This is a genomic window from Pantoea sp. SM3640 (assembly GCF_015654165.1).
Taxonomy (GTDB): domain Bacteria; phylum Pseudomonadota; class Gammaproteobacteria; order Enterobacterales; family Enterobacteriaceae; genus Pantoea; species Pantoea vagans.
Genome location: NZ_CP064872.1, coordinates 2702462 through 2719671 on the forward strand (window position 1 = coordinate 2702462; position 17210 = coordinate 2719671).

Sequence of the window (17210 nt, forward strand, 5' to 3'; positions counted from 1 at the left end):
CTCTCCTTATCCCTGAACCGGCTGAGTAGTTGCCGTAATCTGCTCATGATGATATCGCCCGGTTTTCAGGCTGCTCGGCCCAAGGCGGGCGAATTTGAACATCAGGTACATTTCTGCCACCAGGAACAGCGTGTAGAGTCCGCAGATCAGGATCATCGAGAACAGTAGATCGCCAACAGTCAGCGAGGAGTTGGCCACCGCGGTCGGCAGGATTTCACCGATAGCCCAGGGCTGACGACCATACTCGGCTACGAACCAGCCTGACTCGACGGCAATCCAGGGTAACGGAATACCAAACAGCGCCGCTTTCAGTAACCAGCGATTTTTGCCCACGCGATTGCGTATTACGCTCCAGAAAGAGAGCGTGATAATGCCCAGCAGCAGTACGCCACACAGCACCATGATGCGGAACGCGAAATAGAGCGGCGCTACGCGCGGGATAGAGTCCTGCGTCGCCTGTTTGATCTGCGCTTCGGTCGCATCCGCCACGTTATCGGTATAGCGCTTCAGCAGCAGACCATAACCGAGATCCTGCTTGTGACTGTTGAACGCGTCACGTACTGCGGGATCCTGACTGCCGCTGCGCAGTTCATTCAGCAACGTGTAGGCTTTCATGCCGTTGCGGATGCGCACTTCATGCTGAGCCATCAGATCTTTCAGGCCGGTGACCGGCTTATCGATTGATCGGGTTGCGATCAGGCCCAGCAGCCACGGGATCTGCACGGCATACCGGTTCTCCTGCGTTGCCTGATCGGGCAGGCCAAACAGCGTAAATGAGGCTGGTGCCGGCTGGGTTTCCCACTCCGCTTCGATAGCGGCCAGCTTGGTTTTCTGCACGTCGCCCATTTCATAGCCTGACTCATCGCCCAGCAGGATCACGGAGAGGACCGCCGCCATGCCAAAGCTGGCCGCAATAGCGAACGAGCGTTTAGCAAAAGCAAGGTCGCGCCCTTTCAGCATGTACCACGCGCTGATGCCCAGAATGAACATCGCACCGGTCGTGTAACCGGCCGCTACGGTGTGAACGAATTTCACCTGCGCCACCGGGTTCAGTACCAGCTCTGAGAAGCTGACCATCTCCATGCGCATGGTTTCGAAGTTGAATTCAGAGGCGATGGGGTTCTGCATCCAGCCGTTAGCAACCAGAATCCACAGCGCGGACATGTTCGAGCCCAGCGCCACCAGCCAGGTCACCGCCATGTGCTGCACTTTACCCAGCCGATCCCAGCCAAAAAAGAACAGGCCGACAAAGGTCGATTCCAGGAAGAACGCCATCAGACCTTCAATGGCGAGCGGCGCGCCGAAGATATCGCCGACGTAGTGAGAGTAATATGACCAGTTTGTCCCGAACTGAAATTCCATGGTCAGGCCGGTAGCGACACCCAGCGCAAAGTTAATACCAAATAACTTGCCCCAGAACTTCGTCATATCTTTATAAATTTGTTTACCGCTCAGGACATAGACCGTCTCCATGATCGCCAGCAAAAACGCCATACCCAGCGTTAAAGGGACGAACAGAAAATGGTACATCGCTGTTAAGGCAAACTGTAACCGCGACAGTTCGACGATATCTAACATAAGGACTCCTTGCTCCTCGCTTTGTCTCCGTCACGCGCGCGATCAGAACGAACGTAATCAGAGTCAGGAACGACTGTTTATTGATTCCAGTTTTTTTATGACCAGCAGAACAGATTTGTGAGCTGCCCGAACAGGCGAGTAGCGAATAAAGCAGCTCTGAAAATTGTCAATCCGCGCTTTCATTAACGCGTGCTTTAACAGGAGGAAAGCGGGTGTCATCCCGGGCTGAGCAGACGTTTGAAAATTTGTGTAAAAGGCTGGATTGATGCAGCGCAATTTACGCTCTTAGCGTTGCGCTTTGCCAGCGATATAGTTGGATATAAATCGCGATTAATTGATCTGGATTAACGCAATAAGTTTCCAGATAGAGCCAGGTGGGTTTCTTGTTAATGAGATGTCATTAATGAAATAAGGCGTGGAAAAATAGTTTACCTTTGCCACTTTTTATTAACGTAACTAATACCTGCGTGGTTATCTGACCACGCCCTCTTTTCTTTAGATGTCTGGGTGATGTCTGTGTGTTACCGGCATAAAAAAAGCCACCCGGAGGTGGCTTAGTCTCAGATGACGACGACTTATTTTGCCGGTAATACGGCTTTAACTGCGTCACCGATGTCAGCCAGGCTGCGAACGGTTTTCACGCCTGCGGCTTCCAGTGCAGCAAATTTCTCATCTGCTGTACCTTTACCACCGGCAATGATGGCGCCCGCATGGCCCATGCGCTTGCCTTTCGGCGCGGTGACGCCAGCAATGTAGCCTACAACCGGCTTGGTCACGTGCTCTTTGATGAAGGCTGCGGCTTCTTCTTCTGCGCTGCCACCGATTTCACCGATCATCACGATCGCTTCAGTCTGTGGATCATCCTGGAACATTTTCAGGATGTCGATGAAGTTAGAGCCAGGGATCGGGTCACCACCGATGCCGACGCAGGTTGACTGGCCGTAGCCGATGTCAGTGGTCTGCTTAACTGCTTCATAGGTCAGGGTGCCTGAACGGGATACGATACCGACACGGCCCGGCTGGTGAATGTGGCCTGGCATGATGCCGATCTTACATTCACCTGGGGTGATTACGCCCGGACAGTTTGGACCGATCATCCGCACGCCCGCTTCATCCAGCTTCACTTTCACAGTCAGCATATCCAGCGTCGGGATACCTTCGGTGATGGTGATGATCAGCTTGATGCCCGCTTCGATCGCTTCCAGGATGCCATCTTTACAGAAAGGTGCCGGAACGTAGATCACGGTGGCAGTTGCGCCGGTCGCTTCTACCGCTTCGCGTACGGTGTTGAACACCGGCAGGCCGAGATGCGTCGTGCCGCCTTTGCCTGGCGTCACGCCGCCAACCAGCTGAGTACCGTAAGCCAGCGCCTGCTCAGAATGGAAAGTCCCCTGGCCACCGGTGAAACCCTGGCAAATGACTTTGGTGTTTTTGTCGATCAGAATGGACATTATTTACCCTCCGCGGCAGCAACAACACGCTGTGCGGCGTCTGTCAGGCTGGTTGCTGCAATGATGTTCAGACCGCTGTCCGCCAGTTTCTGTGCGCCCAGCTCGGCGTTGTTACCTTCCAGACGTACCACCACTGGCACGTTAACACCCACTTCAGCGACTGCGCCGATGATGCCGTCGGCAATCAGGTCACAGCGTACGATACCGCCGAAGATGTTAACGAAGACGGCTTTAACCGCATCGTCAGACAGGATGATTTTGAAGGCTTCGGTCACGCGCTCTTTAGTTGCGCCGCCGCCGACATCAAGGAAGTTGGCTGGCTGACCGCCATGGTGCTTAACGATGTCCATGGTGCCCATCGCCAGACCTGCGCCGTTAACCATACAACCGATGTTGCCTTCCAGCGCAACATAGTTCAGTTCCCACTGTGTCGCATGCGCTTCACGTGGGTCTTCCTGGCTTGGATCGCGCATTTCGCGCAGCTCTGGCTGGCGGAACAGGGCATTGCCATCGGCGCCCAGTTTGCCATCCAGGCAGATCAGATCGCCCTGCTTAGTGATGACCAGCGGGTTGATCTCAACCATCGCCAGATCGCGCTCCAGGAACAGCGTTGCCAGACCCATGAAGATCTTGGTGAACTGACCAACCAGCTTACCGGTCAGGCCCAGTTTGAATGCCAGCTCGCGGCCCTGATAAGGCTGCGGACCGGTCAGTGGATCCAGCGCCATTTTGTGGATCAGGTGCGGGGTCTCTTCCGCCACTTTTTCGATTTCCACGCCGCCTTCGGTTGAGGCCATGAAAATCACGCGACGCGTTGCGCGATCGACCACAGCGCCCAGGTAGAGCTCCTGATCGATGTCGGTTGCCGCTTCAACCAGAATCTGGTTTACCGGCTGGCCGTTTGCGTCTGTCTGATAGGTCACCAGACGTTTGCCCAGCCAGTTTTCAGCAAATGCGCGGATCTCTTCTTTGCTGTTAACCACTTTCACACCGCCCGCTTTACCGCGGCCACCGGCATGAACCTGACATTTAACTACCCACGGGCCTGCGCCAATTTTAGAGGCTGCTTCTTCCGCTTCACGTGGTGTAGTACAGGCGTAACCCGTTGGTGCCGGCATGCCATACCGTGCAAACAGTTGTTTCGCCTGGTATTCGTGTAAGTTCATGATGTTCTATCCATTCAGGTCTGAAAAGAGTATTGAGGTTGGGCGCGCGAGGCGCGCCCGGTGAAAATCAGACATCCAGCAGCAGACGCGCCGGATCTTCCAGCATCTCTTTCACTGCAACCAGATAACCCACTGATTCACGGCCATCGATCAGACGGTGGTCGTAGGAGAGCGCCAGGTACATCATTGGCAGCACCACAACCTGACCATTGACCGCCATCGGGCGATCTTTGATAGCGTGCATGCCCAGGATGGCGCTCTGCGGTGGGTTGATGATCGGGGTGGACATCAGGGAACCAAAGACGCCGCCATTGGTAATGGTGAAGTTACCGCCGGTCAGATCGTCTACTGTCAGCTTGCCGTCACGGCCTTTCACTGCCAGCTCTTTGATTTTCTTCTCAATGTCCGCCATGCTCAGCGCATCAACGTCACGCAGAACCGGTGTCACCAGACCGCGTGGCGTAGAGACCGCGATGCTGACGTCGAAGTAGTTGTGGTAAACCACATCTTCGCCATCGATGGAGGCATTCACTTCCGGGTAACGTTTCAGTGCTTCAACAACCGCTTTGATGTAGAAGGACATAAAGCCCAGACGGACACCGTGACGCTTCTCGAAGGCCTCACCATACTGCTTGCGCAGATCCATGATGGGCTTCATGTTGATTTCGTTGAAGGTGGTCAGCATCGCAGTGCTGTTTTTCGCTTCCAGCAGACGCTCGGCAACACGCTTACGCAGACGGGTCATCGGCACGCGTTTTTCGCTGCGATTCGCCACAGGCTGCTGCACGGCTGCAGTTTCTGACGCAGGTGCGGCGGCTTTAGCGGCCTGTGGTTTGTTGGCCAGATGTTTTTCAACATCTTCACGGGTCAGACGTCCGCCCACACCGCTGCCTTTGATCTGCGAAGCATCAAGGTTGTGCTCGGCAATCAGACGGCGGATGGCCGGGCTGAGCGCATCGTTGCTCTCTTCTTCCAGTGACGCAGTCTGACGCTGAGCCGGGGTAGACTCTTTGCTTTCAGACTTCGCGCTGGTCTCTTTACCGGCGCTGTTGCCCTCTTTCAGACGACCCAGAATCTGGCGTGAAGTGACGGTGGCGCCCTCTTCTTCCAGAACCGCTTCCAGAATACCGTCAGCAGAGGCTGGCACTTCCAGCACCACTTTGTCGGTTTCGATTTCAACCAGCACTTCATCGCGAGTCACTGCATCGCCTGGTTTTTTGTGCCAGGTTGCCACGGAGGCATCGGCAACCGATTCAGGCAGGTCGGGAACGAGAATATCTACGCTACTCATTATCTTTCCTTTTAATTAATTAACGTTCAGCGCGTCATTAACCAGGTCTTGCTGCTGTTGTTGGTGTACGGACATGTAACCCACGGCCGGTGAGGCGGAGGCCGGGCGGCCTGCATAACGTAAGGTCGCACCAAACGGCACAACTTCACGGAAATGATGCTGGCTGCAGTACCAGGCGCCCTGATTCAGCGGCTCTTCCTGACACCAGACAAAATCCTGTACGTGAGAATACGCTTGTAATGCTTCCTGAACCGCATGATGCGGGAACGGATAGAGCTGCTCGATACGGACAATGGCTACATCGGTCTGCTCATTTTTACGACGCTGCTCAAGCAGGTCGTAATAGACTTTACCAGAGCACAGCACGACGCGTTTCACGCCCTGCGCATCCAGATTATCCACTTCGCCAATCGCCGGCTGGAAGCTGCCGTTAGCCAGTTCATCCAGCGTGGAGATCGCCAGCGGATGACGCAGCAGCGATTTCGGCGACATCACAATCAGCGGACGGCGCATACCGCGCAGCGCCTGACGACGCAGCATATGGTAAACCTGCGCAGGCGTTGACGGTACGCAGACCTGCATGTTCTGCTCAGCGCAGAGTTGCAGATAACGCTCCAGACGCGCAGACGAGTGCTCTGGCCCCTGACCTTCATAGCCGTGCGGCAGCAGCATGACCAGGCCACACATACGGCCCCATTTCTGCTCACCGGAGCTGATGAACTGGTCGATAACAACCTGTGCACCGTTGGCGAAGTCACCAAACTGCGCTTCCCAGATGGTCAGGATGCGTGGCTCAGCAGTGGCGTAGCCATATTCAAAGGCCAGTACCGCCTCTTCTGATAGCACGGAGTCCCAGACTTTGAACTGGCCCTGGCCGCTGTGCACATGGTGCAGAGGGGTGTAGGTTGAGCCGTTTGCCTGGTTATGAACCACCGCGTGACGATGGAAGAAGGTGCCGCGACCGGTATCTTCACCCGACAGGCGAACCGGAATGCCTTCATCAACCAGCGTGGCGTAGGCCAGGTTTTCCGCGCCGCCCCAGTCAAAGGCTTTCTCGCCTTCAGCCATCAGACGACGGTCGTTATAAATCTTGGCAACACGCGACTGCACCTCAACCTCTTCAGGTACCTGGCTGATACGCAGCGCCAGTTCCTTCAGACGTTTCATGTCGACCTGGGCCGGATAAGGCTCATCCCACTCATGGTTCAGGTAAGGTGACCAGGTAAAGGAGTGCAGGCTCATCGGACGCCATTCTGGTACTACGCACTCGCCCGCATCCAGCGCATCACGGTAAAGATTGACCATTTCGGTCGCATCTTCCTGCGTGGCAACGGCTTCACCTTCCAGACGGTCGGCGTAAATTTTACGCGGCGTCGGGTGCTTTTTGATTTTCTGGTACATCAGCGGCTGAGTCGCACTTGGCTCATCGGCCTCGTTGTGACCATGACGGCGATAGCAGACCAGATCGATAAACACATCACGCTTAAAGGTGTTGCGATAGTCGAGCGCCAGACGGGTCACAAAAGCGACTGCTTCCGGGTCATCCGCGTTGACGTGGAAAATCGGTGCCAGCACCATTTTGCCGATATCGGTGCAGTAAGGGGTTGAACGCGCATCTTTCGGGTTGGACGTCGTAAAACCAACCTGGTTGTTGATGACGATGCGAACAGTACCGCCCACTTCATAACCGCGTGCCTGTGACATGTTCAGGGTTTCCTGAACCACGCCCTGGCCAATCACCGCCGCGTCACCATGAATGGTGATCGGCAGGACTTTGTTGCTCGCAGGCTCATCCAGACGATCCAGACGGGCACGTACGGAACCCATAACGACCGGGCTGACGATCTCCAGGTGTGACGGGTTAAACGCCAGCGCCAGGTGAACCAGGCCGCCTTCGGTTTCTACGTCAGAAGAGAAGCCCATGTGGTACTTCACGTCACCGGTGCCAAGATGCTCTTTATGCTTACCGGCGAACTCGTCGAACAGATCCTGTGGCTTTTTACCCAGCACGTTGATCAGCACATTGAGACGACCACGGTGCGCCATGCCCAGCACGACTTCACGGGTGCCGCTCTTGCCGGCGTGACGGATCATTTCGCGCAGCATGGGCACCAGCGCATCGCCGCCTTCCAGCGAGAAGCGTTTGGCACCCGGGAATTTCGCCCCGAGATATTTTTCCAGTCCTTCTGCCGCGGTCAGCTCTTTCAGGAAACCTTTTTTCTCTTCGTTGCTGAACGCTGCACGGCCCGCCACAGACTCAAGACGCTGCTGGATCCAGCGCTTCTCATCCGTGTTGTTGATGTGCATATATTCCGCACCGATTGAGCCACAGTACGTCTGCGTCAGCGCGTCGAAGAGATCGGCCAGCTTCATGGTCTCTTTACCGATGGCAAAAGAGCCTACGTTAAAGCTTTCCTGAAAATCGGCCTCGGTCAGGTCATGAAAAGCGGGATCAAGATCGGCGACCCGATCCTGTTTCCACAGGCCAAGCGGATCGAGATTGGCGTGCTGATGACCGCGAAAACGAAACGCGTTGATCAGCTGCAGCACTTTCACTTGCTTGGAGTTGGTTTCCGGATCGGAGACAGATGAGGTGTAACGAGATGCGTCTTTCGCCAGGCGACGGAAGTACTCACGTGTGGTGGAGTGAAACTGCTCAGGTTTCATTCCGGTGCCCGGTAACTGTTGGAACATCGAGCGCCACACTGCATCGACAGAGTCAGGATCGGTCAGGAAATCCTCATAGAGCTGCTCTATGTAAGACTGATTCGCGCCGGCCAGCCAGGAAGAGTCCAGCCAGGGCTTCATCGCGCTGTTCTGCATTGTGATCCCTTAAGCATTGCTATGCTTTTTTGAGGTTTCATTTGTTGCCGCTTTCGCGGTTTGCCGTAGTGAGTTCAGCGATACGAGCACTTTGCGCAGCGCGCGTGGCCCGTAAGGGAACCTTTGTAAACGTGGTCATCACCGCGCTTACAGAGGCTTCCGTTAAAACACCGGGAACCTGAGGTTCCCGGCAGAAACGACTTATGCGCCGCGCTGCAGCAGCATCGACTTGATATGGCCGATGGCGCGCGTCGGGTTCAGCCCTTTCGGACAGACACTCACACAGTTCATGATGCTATGGCAGCGGAATACGCTGAAAGCGTCATTCAGATTGTCGAGACGCGCATCCGTTTCAGTGTCGCGGCTGTCAATCAGGAAACGGTATGCCGCAAGCAGGCCGGCAGGACCGATGAACTTCTCAGGATTCCACCAGAATGATGGGCATGAGGTTGAGCAGCAGGCACAGAGAATACACTCGTACAGGCCATCCAGGTGCTCGCGCTCATCCGGTGACTGCAGATGCTCACGTGCTGGCGGATTTTCCCCATTATTCAACAGGAAAGGCTTAATTTTCTCATACTGCGCATAAAACTGGCTCATGTCTACGACCAGGTCACGCACAACCGGTAAACCTGGCAATGGACGGATAACGATTTTCTGTTTGCCGTTGCCCAGGGCCGAGACCGGCGTAATGCAGGCCAGTCCGTTTTTACCGTTCATGTTGAGGCCATCAGAGCCGCAGACGCCTTCACGACAGGAGCGACGAAACGCCAGCGTCGGATCTTTCTCTTTCAGGCGAATCAGCGCGTCCAGCAGCATCATGTCGCGACCATCTTCCGATTCCAGGGTGTAATCCTGCATGCGCGGCTTGTCATCGACGTCCGGATTGTAGCGATAAATTGAAAACTCGAGTCTCATGATCGTCTCCGAAATTAGTAGGTACGCACTTTCGGCGGGAACGCCGCGCGCAGTTTCGGCTGCATGTTCACCTCACGGCGCGTCATGCTTTCGGTTTCCGGGACATAAAGACTGTGGCACAGCCAGTTTTCATCATCACGATCCGGGAAGTCGAAGCGACTGTGCGCACCGCGGCTCTCGGTGCGATAGTTAGCCGCTACCGCCGTGGCAAAGGCCGTCTCCATCAGGTTATCCAGCTCCAGACACTCAATACGCTGGGTGTTGAAATCCGGTGAGCGGTCATCCAGACGCGCTGATTTCAGACGCTGGCGAATCTCTTTCAGCTCTTCCAGACCCTGCGCCATCGCGTCGCCTTCGCGGAATACAGAGAAGTTGTTCTGCATGCAGCGTTGCAACGCTTTACGAATCTCAACCGGATCTTCACCGGTGGTGTTGTTTTCCCAGCGGTTGAAGCGCGCCATCGCCACGGCAATTTCATCTTCCGTGGCGTCACGCAGTTCGCCCTGCTCCTGAATGCTCTCCAGCAGGTGCAGGCCCGCAGCGCGGCCAAAGACCACCAGGTCGAGCAGTGAGTTGCCGCCCAGACGGTTGGCGCCGTGTACCGATACGCAGGCAATTTCGCCGACAGCGAACAGGCCAGGAATCACTACATCTTCACCCTGCTCATTCACACGCAGTGCCTGACCGGTCACTTTGGTCGGAATACCGCCCATCATATAGTGGCAGGTCGGAATGACCGGGATAGGTTCTTTGATCGGATCGGCGTGAGCAAAGGTGCGTGACAGCTCGAGAATGCCAGGCAGACGTGACTCAAGCACCTCTTTACCCAGGTGATCCAGTTTCAGCTTAAGATGTGGACCCCATGGACCATCACAGCCGCGACCTTCACGGATTTCAATCATCATTGAGCGCGCAACCACGTCGCGGCCCGCCAGATCTTTAGCGTTTGGCGCATAACGCTCCATGAAGCGTTCGCCATGTTTGTTCAGCAGATAGCCGCCTTCACCACGGCAGCCCTCGGTGACCAGCACGCCCGCACCGGCGATACCGGTTGGGTGGAACTGCCACATCTCCATATCCTGCACCGGCACGCCCGCACGCAGTGCCATACCCACGCCGTCGCCGGTGTTGATATGTGCATTGGTGGTGGACTGATAGATACGGCCCGCGCCGCCGGTGGCCAGAATGGTCGCTTTCGCTTTGAAATAAACAGTTTCGCCGGTTTCGATGCAGATAGCGGTACAACCGACTACCGCGCCATCGGCGTTTTTCACCAGATCCAATGCATACCACTCAGAGAAGATGGTGGTTTTGTTTTTCAGGTTCTGCTGATAAAGGGTATGCAACAGGGCGTGGCCTGTACGGTCTGCAGCAGCAGCGGTACGTGCCGCCTGCTCGCCGCCGAAGTTCTTCGACTGACCACCAAACGGACGCTGATAGACACGACCATCTTCCAGACGCGAGAACGGCAGGCCCATGTGCTCCAGTTCCAGAATCGCTTCCGGGCCGGTTTTACACATATATTCAATCGCGTCCTGGTCACCGATGTAGTCGGAACCTTTGACGGTGTCGTACATATGCCATTCCCAGTTATCTTCATGGGTATTACCCAGCGCAACGGTAATACCGCCCTGCGCAGATACGGTGTGGGAACGGGTCGGGAAAACTTTCGACAACAGGGCACAGCTCTGGCCGGCCTGGGAGATTTGCAGTGCGGCCCGCATTCCTGCGCCACCTGCGCCGATCACCACGGCATCAAACTCTCTGATTGGCAAACTCATTTACACACCCCACACCACAACAAATCCATAAATCGCATACCACAGCAGCGCCACGACAATCACAAACTGCAACAACAGGCGCGCAGGCAGTGATTTAACGTAGTCTGTTAACACCTGCCACATGCCGATCCAGCCGTGAATCAGAATGGAGAACAGCGTCAGCAGCGTGAACACTTTAGTGAATGCCGAAGCGAAGAAGCCACGCCACAGGTCATAAGTCAGCGTGTCTGTCATCACAACGAAACCGAGGATGTAGACGATGTAGAGCGTAATGAGAATTGCAGTTGCCCGCAGCAGCAGCCAGTCCTGAATGCCGTTGCGACCCAATGCGGATGCATTGCTTACCATACGAGAACTCCCGCCAGAATTGCCAGCACGACAGTGATCACAAAAGTCATATGAGCAGAACGCTTGCCCACTTCCAGCGTTTCAGCCAGATAACCAAAATCCATCAACATATGACGAATCCCGCTCACCGCGTGATAGGCCAGCGCGGTTAAGATGCCCCACATAATGAACTTCGCGAAGAAGCCATCCATGATGGATGCAGCGTGCTGGAAACCTTCAGGAGAAGAGAGAGAGAGACCGAGCAGCCACAGCAGGATGCCAATGGCAACCAGGGTGATTACGCCGGAGACGCGGTGAAGAATGGACGATATTGCAGTAACGGGAAACCGGATCGTCGAGAGATCCAAGTTGACAGGTCTTTGTTTTTTCACGGTTTTGCCCACACAGCTCTTTTTTATTTTGCTTCCTCCGGACCTGAGGCGGAGTCTAATCACAACGTGTGGCAGACTTAACCGTCACCAAAAAAGCAACATCCAGTGTTAATTGACGCGGTAGTAAACGCTGGGTGGCTCCTGGTGTCAGGGTGTTCCGGAGACCTGCCAGGAGTATAGGAGGATCACATTCTGATTACAATTCCCCTACAAACTCTTTGGTATATTTTAGGTGGAACAGTGATCCTACTCACGATTTTCACAATTGATACAATTTTAATTATCTGATTTGACAATAGTTCAACAATTCAGTTACAAACTAAGCCTGTAAATTCCTATGATGCACAAAAGTTATGGGGATACACTTTCCCCTAAGCGCAAGTTATGTAACATTGCGAATATGAGCTTTAAAAAGCATCAGGTTATTGGTTACCAAGAAGTTATGTCCTGACCGGATCTTTAACAACCGCGATATGCAGCATGTCCATGGCTCACCGGTTCCCGCTGGGAACGCGCCGCTCACTCTGTACCCTGCACCCGCTTTATACCCGCAGAGTGATACTGTGTAGTTTTGCCAACCGCAACATGAACGCGTTTCAGGTGTCTAAAGATCCTTACCTACATAAGGCGCTATGGAGACGAAAATGACAGATAAAAAAGTAACGCTAACCCTGCAAGATGGAACATCTATTGAACTGGACGTACTGAAAGGTACGCTGGGCCAGGATGTGGTTGATGTCCGCGCTCTGGGTTCAAGTGGCCTGTTCACCTTCGATCCCGGTTTTACATCTACGGCGTCCTGCGAATCTGCCATCACCTTTATTGATGGTGATGAAGGCATCCTGCTGCACCGTGGTTTCCCGATTTCTCAGCTGGCGACCCACTCTAACTATCTGGAAGTCTGCTATATCCTGCTGAACGGTGAAGCGCCAGATCAGAAACAGTTTGATGAGTTCCGTACCACCGTTACCCGTCACACCATGATTCATGAGCAGATTACCCGCCTGTTCCATGGCTTCCGTCGTGACTCACATCCGATGGCGGTAATGTGCGGTGTGACCGGTGCACTGGCTGCGTTTTACCACGATTCACTGGATGTAAACATTGAGCGCCACCGCGAAATCGCGGCATTCCGTCTGCTCTCTAAGATGCCGACCATGGCAGCGATGTGTTACAAATATTCAATCGGCCAGCCGTTTGTTTATCCGCGCAATGACCTCTCTTACGCCGGTAACTTCCTGCACATGATGTTCGCCACGCCGTGCGAAGAGTACAAAGTGAACCCGGTGCTGGAACGCGCCATGGACCGTATCCTGATTTTGCATGCTGACCATGAGCAGAACGCCTCAACCTCTACCGTACGTACCGCCGGTTCAAGCGGCGCGAACCCGTTTGCCTGTATCGCCGCAGGGATCGCCTCTCTGTGGGGACCGGCGCACGGCGGTGCCAACGAAGCGACCCTGCGTATGCTGGAAGAGATCAGCACCGTTGAGCACATCCCGGAATTTGTTAAACGCGCCAAAGACAAGAATGACTCCTTCCGTCTGATGGGCTTTGGTCACCGCGTTTATAAAAACTATGACCCACGTGCAACCGTGATGCGCGATACCTGCCATGAAGTATTGAATGAGCTGGGTATGAAGGATGATCTGCTGGAAGTGGCGATGGAGCTGGAACACATTGCGCTGAACGACCCGTACTTTATCGAGCGTAAACTCTATCCAAACGTGGACTTCTACTCCGGTATCATTCTGAAAGCGATGGGTATTCCTTCGTCCATGTTTACGGTGATCTTCGCGATGGCCCGTACGGTTGGCTGGATTGCCCACTGGAAAGAGATGCACGACGAAGGCATGAAGATTGCCCGTCCGCGTCAGCTCTACACCGGTTATACCGAGCGCGAGTTCAGCTCACAGCTGAAGAAGTAAGATTTGATGGATGGCGGAGAGGGATCTCCGCTCAGCCAGTTGATAAGCCTGCATATGGGTGAATCTGGCCGCAACGAATAAGTTCAACGCGCAGGAAACACGGTCAGAAGAGGAAAGCGTCCCGCGCCAGGGACAAAAACGCCGGGAGCGTTTTTGAACAACGCAAAGCGTTGGCCCGGCAACGGGCGCATCTCAGGGATGAGGTGCGTAATCGCGCGGGCCGAGCATGTCATGGATGACGGCTTTTGCGTCTTTCCGATCTGACCGTGTTTCCTGAGCAGGCTCGGTCTTACAGCAGCTTGTTTCTACCCTCACCCGCGTTTAACTTCATGCCCTTTCTATCCCTGACAACCCGGACACCAGTAAAAAGGCCGTGATGAAAGCGTGCCTTTCTCAATCACCGTGCCACAACGCCGGCATTTTTTGCCCTGCCGATGAAATACTTCAAACTGAAACGCCGCTTCCTCATGATATTTCTTCATGGTTCCACGCATCCGATAGGCATGACGTGGTACTGAAAGCAGTGCCTCGCTGAAAGCCGTCAGCTGATCGTCACTGAGATCCTGCGCCCGATGATTGGGCAGCAGTTGCGCCAGCCAGAGAATCTCGGCGCGCAGGTAATTCCCCAGCCCGGCCAGAAAAGCCTGATCCAGCAGCAGACCACTAAACTGTCGCCGCCGGAACCGGGGCGACAGCAGCCGCTCTTTCACCTCTTCAACGTTAAGCTGGCTGTTCAGCACATCCGGTCCGATGCGGGTCAGAAACGGATGCGCCGCCAGCGTATCTGCGTTGAGCAGTTCAATATCCGAGGCGCTGTAAAGCAGAATCGCTTTGCCTGCCGTCGCCAGCCGCACCCGCAACTGACGTGTGGTATTCAGTTCAGTATCGGGTTTCACGATGCGCCAGACACCATAAAGCTGGTTATGGCTGTAGAGCGTCAGGCCATTGCTGAAATGTGTCAGCAGCGCTTTGCCCCGCGTCTCAATCGCCTGCACCTGCTCACCAATCAGCGAGGGTTCGTAAGTCTTGAGCTGAGGAAACGCGAACCACGCCTCCGTTAACGGCTGCCCCACAATCGCGGCTTCAAGCTTATCCGCCACGCGGCGAATTTCCGGTCCTTCAGGCATCGTTCTTCCTCTTAATGGGTGGCGCCGCCAGCCTGTTTGATATCGTCGCCGGTCTCCAGCGTCACTTTTACCGCAATCTCCAGCGCCTGAATGATGGTCGCCACCGCCATGCTGGGTGCCCCCGGATGCTGCGCAGCCTGTTCAGGCAGATAGGGAATATGAATAAAGCCACCGCGCGCCGGGCTTTTCTGCTGCTCCAGCCAGTGCAGCAGGCCATACATCACCCGGTTACAGGTGAAGGTGCCAGCGGTTTGTGAGACCGATGCGGGGATCCCCGCTTCACGCACTGCGGCCACAATCGCTTTGATGGGCAGCCGGGAAAAATAGGCTGCCGGGCCGCCCGCGACAATCCGTTCATCCACCGGCTGGTTTCCCGCGTTGTCCGGGATGCGGGCGTCATCAACATTAATACCGATACGTTCTACGGTAATGTCGCTGCGGCCGCCCGCCTGCCCTACCGACAGCACTGCATCCGGTTTCACCTCATCCAGTGCCCGGTTCAGCACGTTCAGCACCTCACTGAACACCACCGGCAGCTGGCGGATGACTATCGTCGCCCCGCCAATCTGTTTGCCTTCCAGCGCGCGTACCGCTTCCCAGGAGGGATTAATCGTTTCACCGCCAAAAGGTTCAAAAGCGGTCATCAGGACAGTTTTCATGCAGCCTCACAGGAACATCAGGAAATAGAGCAGGAAAATGTTAACGATTAACAGTAGCACACCAGTCGGAATCTGAGCTTTGATGACAGCGTTACGATCGGGCAGCTCCAGCAGCGCCGCCGGAACAATATTGAAGTTGGCCGCCATCGGCGTCATCAGCGTGCCGCAGTAGCCGGAGAACATACCAATCGCCGCCATTACTGCCGGATTTCCGCCGTGCTGCAACACCAGAATCGGAATGCCGACGCCTGCAGTGATAATCGGAAATGCCGCAAAGGCGTTACCCATGATCATGGTTAACAGCGCCATCCCGACGGCATAGACCGTTACCGCAATAAACCGGTTATCCACCGCCAGCCAGGTTTCGGTCAGATGCGAAATGGCACTGCCCACGCCCGCGCTGGTAAACAGCAGTCCGAGAGTGGCGAGGATTTGTGGCAGGATAAAGGCCCAGCCAATCGAATCCAGCAGGCGACGGGTCTCCTGCATCGACTGCACCGGTTTTTCATGGGTCAGCTTCAACGCCACCAGCCAGCCAATGACACAGCCGACCATCATTGAAAAAAGTGTCACCAGCGTGGCGTGATTGCCGGGACCGAACACCGCTTCCTGCAGACCGGGAATATGGTTAAACGCCAGCACACCGACCACGGTCACGACCGGAATCGCCAGCGCAGGCAGAAACAGTTTGTTGCGCAGACGCAGCGCACTGGCCTGCTTCTCTTCATCACTGCGCTGATGATAACGACCCAGCCGGACACCACCCAGACCGGCAATCAGCGCCATTACCACCACAATGACACCGATGGTGATGTGCAGCATTCGGGTGCCCATCGCGTCCGAGCCCATCAGACTGCTCATCATCTGCGTCGTCCAGTCACCCACCAGAAACACCAGGCCATACAAGGCCCAGAACAGTCCGGTAGTAAAGCGGCGTGGGTTCGCACTGTCACGCCACGAGAGGATAGCCACCACCAGCAGGATAATGCCCGCCAGCCACATCAGATATTGTTGCTGGAACATTACTGACCTCCTTTGGCTTTCAGCGCCTGGTTGTTCAGCAGCTGCAGCTCACGCGCCAGCTGACGATCGAGTCGCACCAGACGTGCCGAGTGGATCAGGAAGGCGGCTATAGCAGTCGGAATGCCCCATAACGCAATGTGCAGCGGTTCGGTCTGAATCCCGGCCGACTCCTGCATGAAGTTGTGCATAAAGATAATCGCGCCAAATGCCACGAAGATATCTTCACCAAAGAAGAGGCCGACGTTGTCGGTGGCTGCTGACATGGCACGCAGCTTATGACGCAGTTCAGGTGTGATTTCGCCGTAGCGGTTTTCCGTTGCGCCCTCTGCCATCGGGGCCAGCAACGGACGCACCATCTGTGGATGCCCGCCTAGACTGGTTAACCCTAGCGCCGCAGTGATTTCACGTACAAACAGGTAGACGATCAGCAGACGTCCGGCGGTGGCGGTTTTGATCTGAGCAATCCACGCCTGCGCCCGCTCCTTCAGCCCGTGACGCTCCAGCAGCCCAATGACCGCCAGCGGCAGCAGCAGAATCAGTGGCAGGTTACGGGTATTCAGAAAACCCGCGCCGAGCTTTTCCAGAATGTCCGCCAGCGGCATCATCGCCGCCAGACCGGTCACAAAGCCGGCGACAATCACCACCAGCACCGGATTAAAACGTAATACGAAGCCGACGACGATCGCGGCAATGCCCAGTAAAGGCCAGAGATTCACTGCACTTTCCATGGATTTCCCCCAGAGTTA

14 protein-coding genes are annotated in these 17210 nt (G+C 55.2%); 1 reads left to right on the forward strand and 13 read right to left on the reverse strand.

Annotated elements, in window-relative coordinates; all coding sequences use genetic code 11:
- Positions 1 to 6: 6 nt before the first annotated feature.
- The 9 genes from cydA to sdhC form a co-directional block, all read right to left on the reverse strand.
- A complete protein-coding gene (gene cydA / locus IV493_RS12590) occupies positions 7 to 1578 on the reverse strand; it encodes a cytochrome ubiquinol oxidase subunit I (RefSeq protein ID WP_061061929.1) in 1572 nt (523 codons plus the stop codon).
- Between the two features lie 575 nt (positions 1579 to 2153).
- On the reverse strand, positions 2154 to 3029 hold the full coding sequence (sucD, locus tag IV493_RS12595) for a succinate--CoA ligase subunit alpha (protein ID WP_013357147.1): 876 nt from the start codon (positions 3027 to 3029) through the stop codon (positions 2154 to 2156).
- A complete protein-coding gene (sucC, locus tag IV493_RS12600; protein ID WP_003853151.1) occupies positions 3029 to 4195 on the reverse strand; it encodes an ADP-forming succinate--CoA ligase subunit beta in 1167 nt (388 codons plus the stop codon). The genes sucD and sucC overlap by 1 nt, the downstream gene beginning before the upstream one ends.
- 67 nt (positions 4196 to 4262) lie before the next feature.
- A complete protein-coding gene (gene odhB / locus IV493_RS12605) occupies positions 4263 to 5486 on the reverse strand; it encodes a 2-oxoglutarate dehydrogenase complex dihydrolipoyllysine-residue succinyltransferase (RefSeq protein WP_195857234.1) in 1224 nt (407 codons plus the stop codon).
- Between the two features lie 15 nt (positions 5487 to 5501).
- Positions 5502 to 8309 carry a 2-oxoglutarate dehydrogenase E1 component gene (gene sucA / locus IV493_RS12610; RefSeq protein ID WP_013357145.1) on the reverse strand — a complete coding sequence of 936 codons (2808 nt, stop codon included), beginning with the start codon at positions 8307 to 8309 and terminating at the stop codon, positions 5502 to 5504.
- A 201-nt stretch (positions 8310 to 8510) separates the two neighbouring features.
- Positions 8511 to 9227: a succinate dehydrogenase iron-sulfur subunit gene (locus IV493_RS12615; protein WP_013357144.1), complete on the reverse strand. Its 717-nt coding sequence runs from the start codon at positions 9225 to 9227 to the stop codon at positions 8511 to 8513.
- 14 nt (positions 9228 to 9241) lie between these two features.
- Entirely contained in the window at positions 9242 to 11008 is a 1767-nt protein-coding gene (gene sdhA / locus IV493_RS12620) for a succinate dehydrogenase flavoprotein subunit (RefSeq protein WP_095707548.1), read from the reverse strand.
- On the reverse strand, positions 11009 to 11356 hold the full coding sequence (sdhD, locus tag IV493_RS12625; RefSeq protein WP_095707549.1) for a succinate dehydrogenase membrane anchor subunit: 348 nt from the start codon (positions 11354 to 11356) through the stop codon (positions 11009 to 11011).
- Entirely contained in the window at positions 11350 to 11739 is a 390-nt protein-coding gene (sdhC, locus tag IV493_RS12630; protein WP_033782341.1) for a succinate dehydrogenase cytochrome b556 subunit, read from the reverse strand. The genes sdhD and sdhC overlap by 7 nt, the downstream gene beginning before the upstream one ends.
- A gap of 632 nt (positions 11740 to 12371) precedes the next feature.
- Here sdhC and IV493_RS12635 point away from each other — a divergent pair.
- Positions 12372 to 13655, forward strand: coding sequence for a citrate synthase (locus IV493_RS12635; RefSeq protein WP_033731874.1), 1284 nt, complete (start codon positions 12372 to 12374; stop codon positions 13653 to 13655).
- A gap of 338 nt (positions 13656 to 13993) precedes the next feature.
- Here the strand turns inward: IV493_RS12635 and nei are convergent, their stop codons facing one another.
- Genes nei through IV493_RS12655 form a run of 4 tightly spaced genes read right to left on the reverse strand, consistent with a single transcriptional unit; the run spans position 13994 to position 17192 of the window.
- Positions 13994 to 14782, reverse strand: a complete 789-nt coding sequence (gene nei / locus IV493_RS12640) for an endonuclease VIII (RefSeq protein ID WP_013357140.1) — start codon at positions 14780 to 14782, stop codon at positions 13994 to 13996.
- An 11-nt stretch (positions 14783 to 14793) separates the two neighbouring features.
- Positions 14794 to 15441 carry a pyroglutamyl-peptidase I gene (gene pcp, locus IV493_RS12645; protein ID WP_033782339.1) on the reverse strand — a complete coding sequence of 216 codons (648 nt, stop codon included), beginning with the start codon at positions 15439 to 15441 and terminating at the stop codon, positions 14794 to 14796.
- A 6-nt stretch (positions 15442 to 15447) separates the two neighbouring features.
- Positions 15448 to 16464 carry a DUF979 domain-containing protein gene (locus tag IV493_RS12650; protein WP_147788522.1) on the reverse strand — a complete coding sequence of 339 codons (1017 nt, stop codon included), beginning with the start codon at positions 16462 to 16464 and terminating at the stop codon, positions 15448 to 15450.
- On the reverse strand, positions 16464 to 17192 hold the full coding sequence (locus tag IV493_RS12655; RefSeq protein ID WP_033731868.1) for a DUF969 domain-containing protein: 729 nt from the start codon (positions 17190 to 17192) through the stop codon (positions 16464 to 16466). Before IV493_RS12655 ends, IV493_RS12650 begins: the two co-directional genes overlap by 1 nt.
- Between the last annotated feature and the right edge of the window lie 18 nt (positions 17193 to 17210).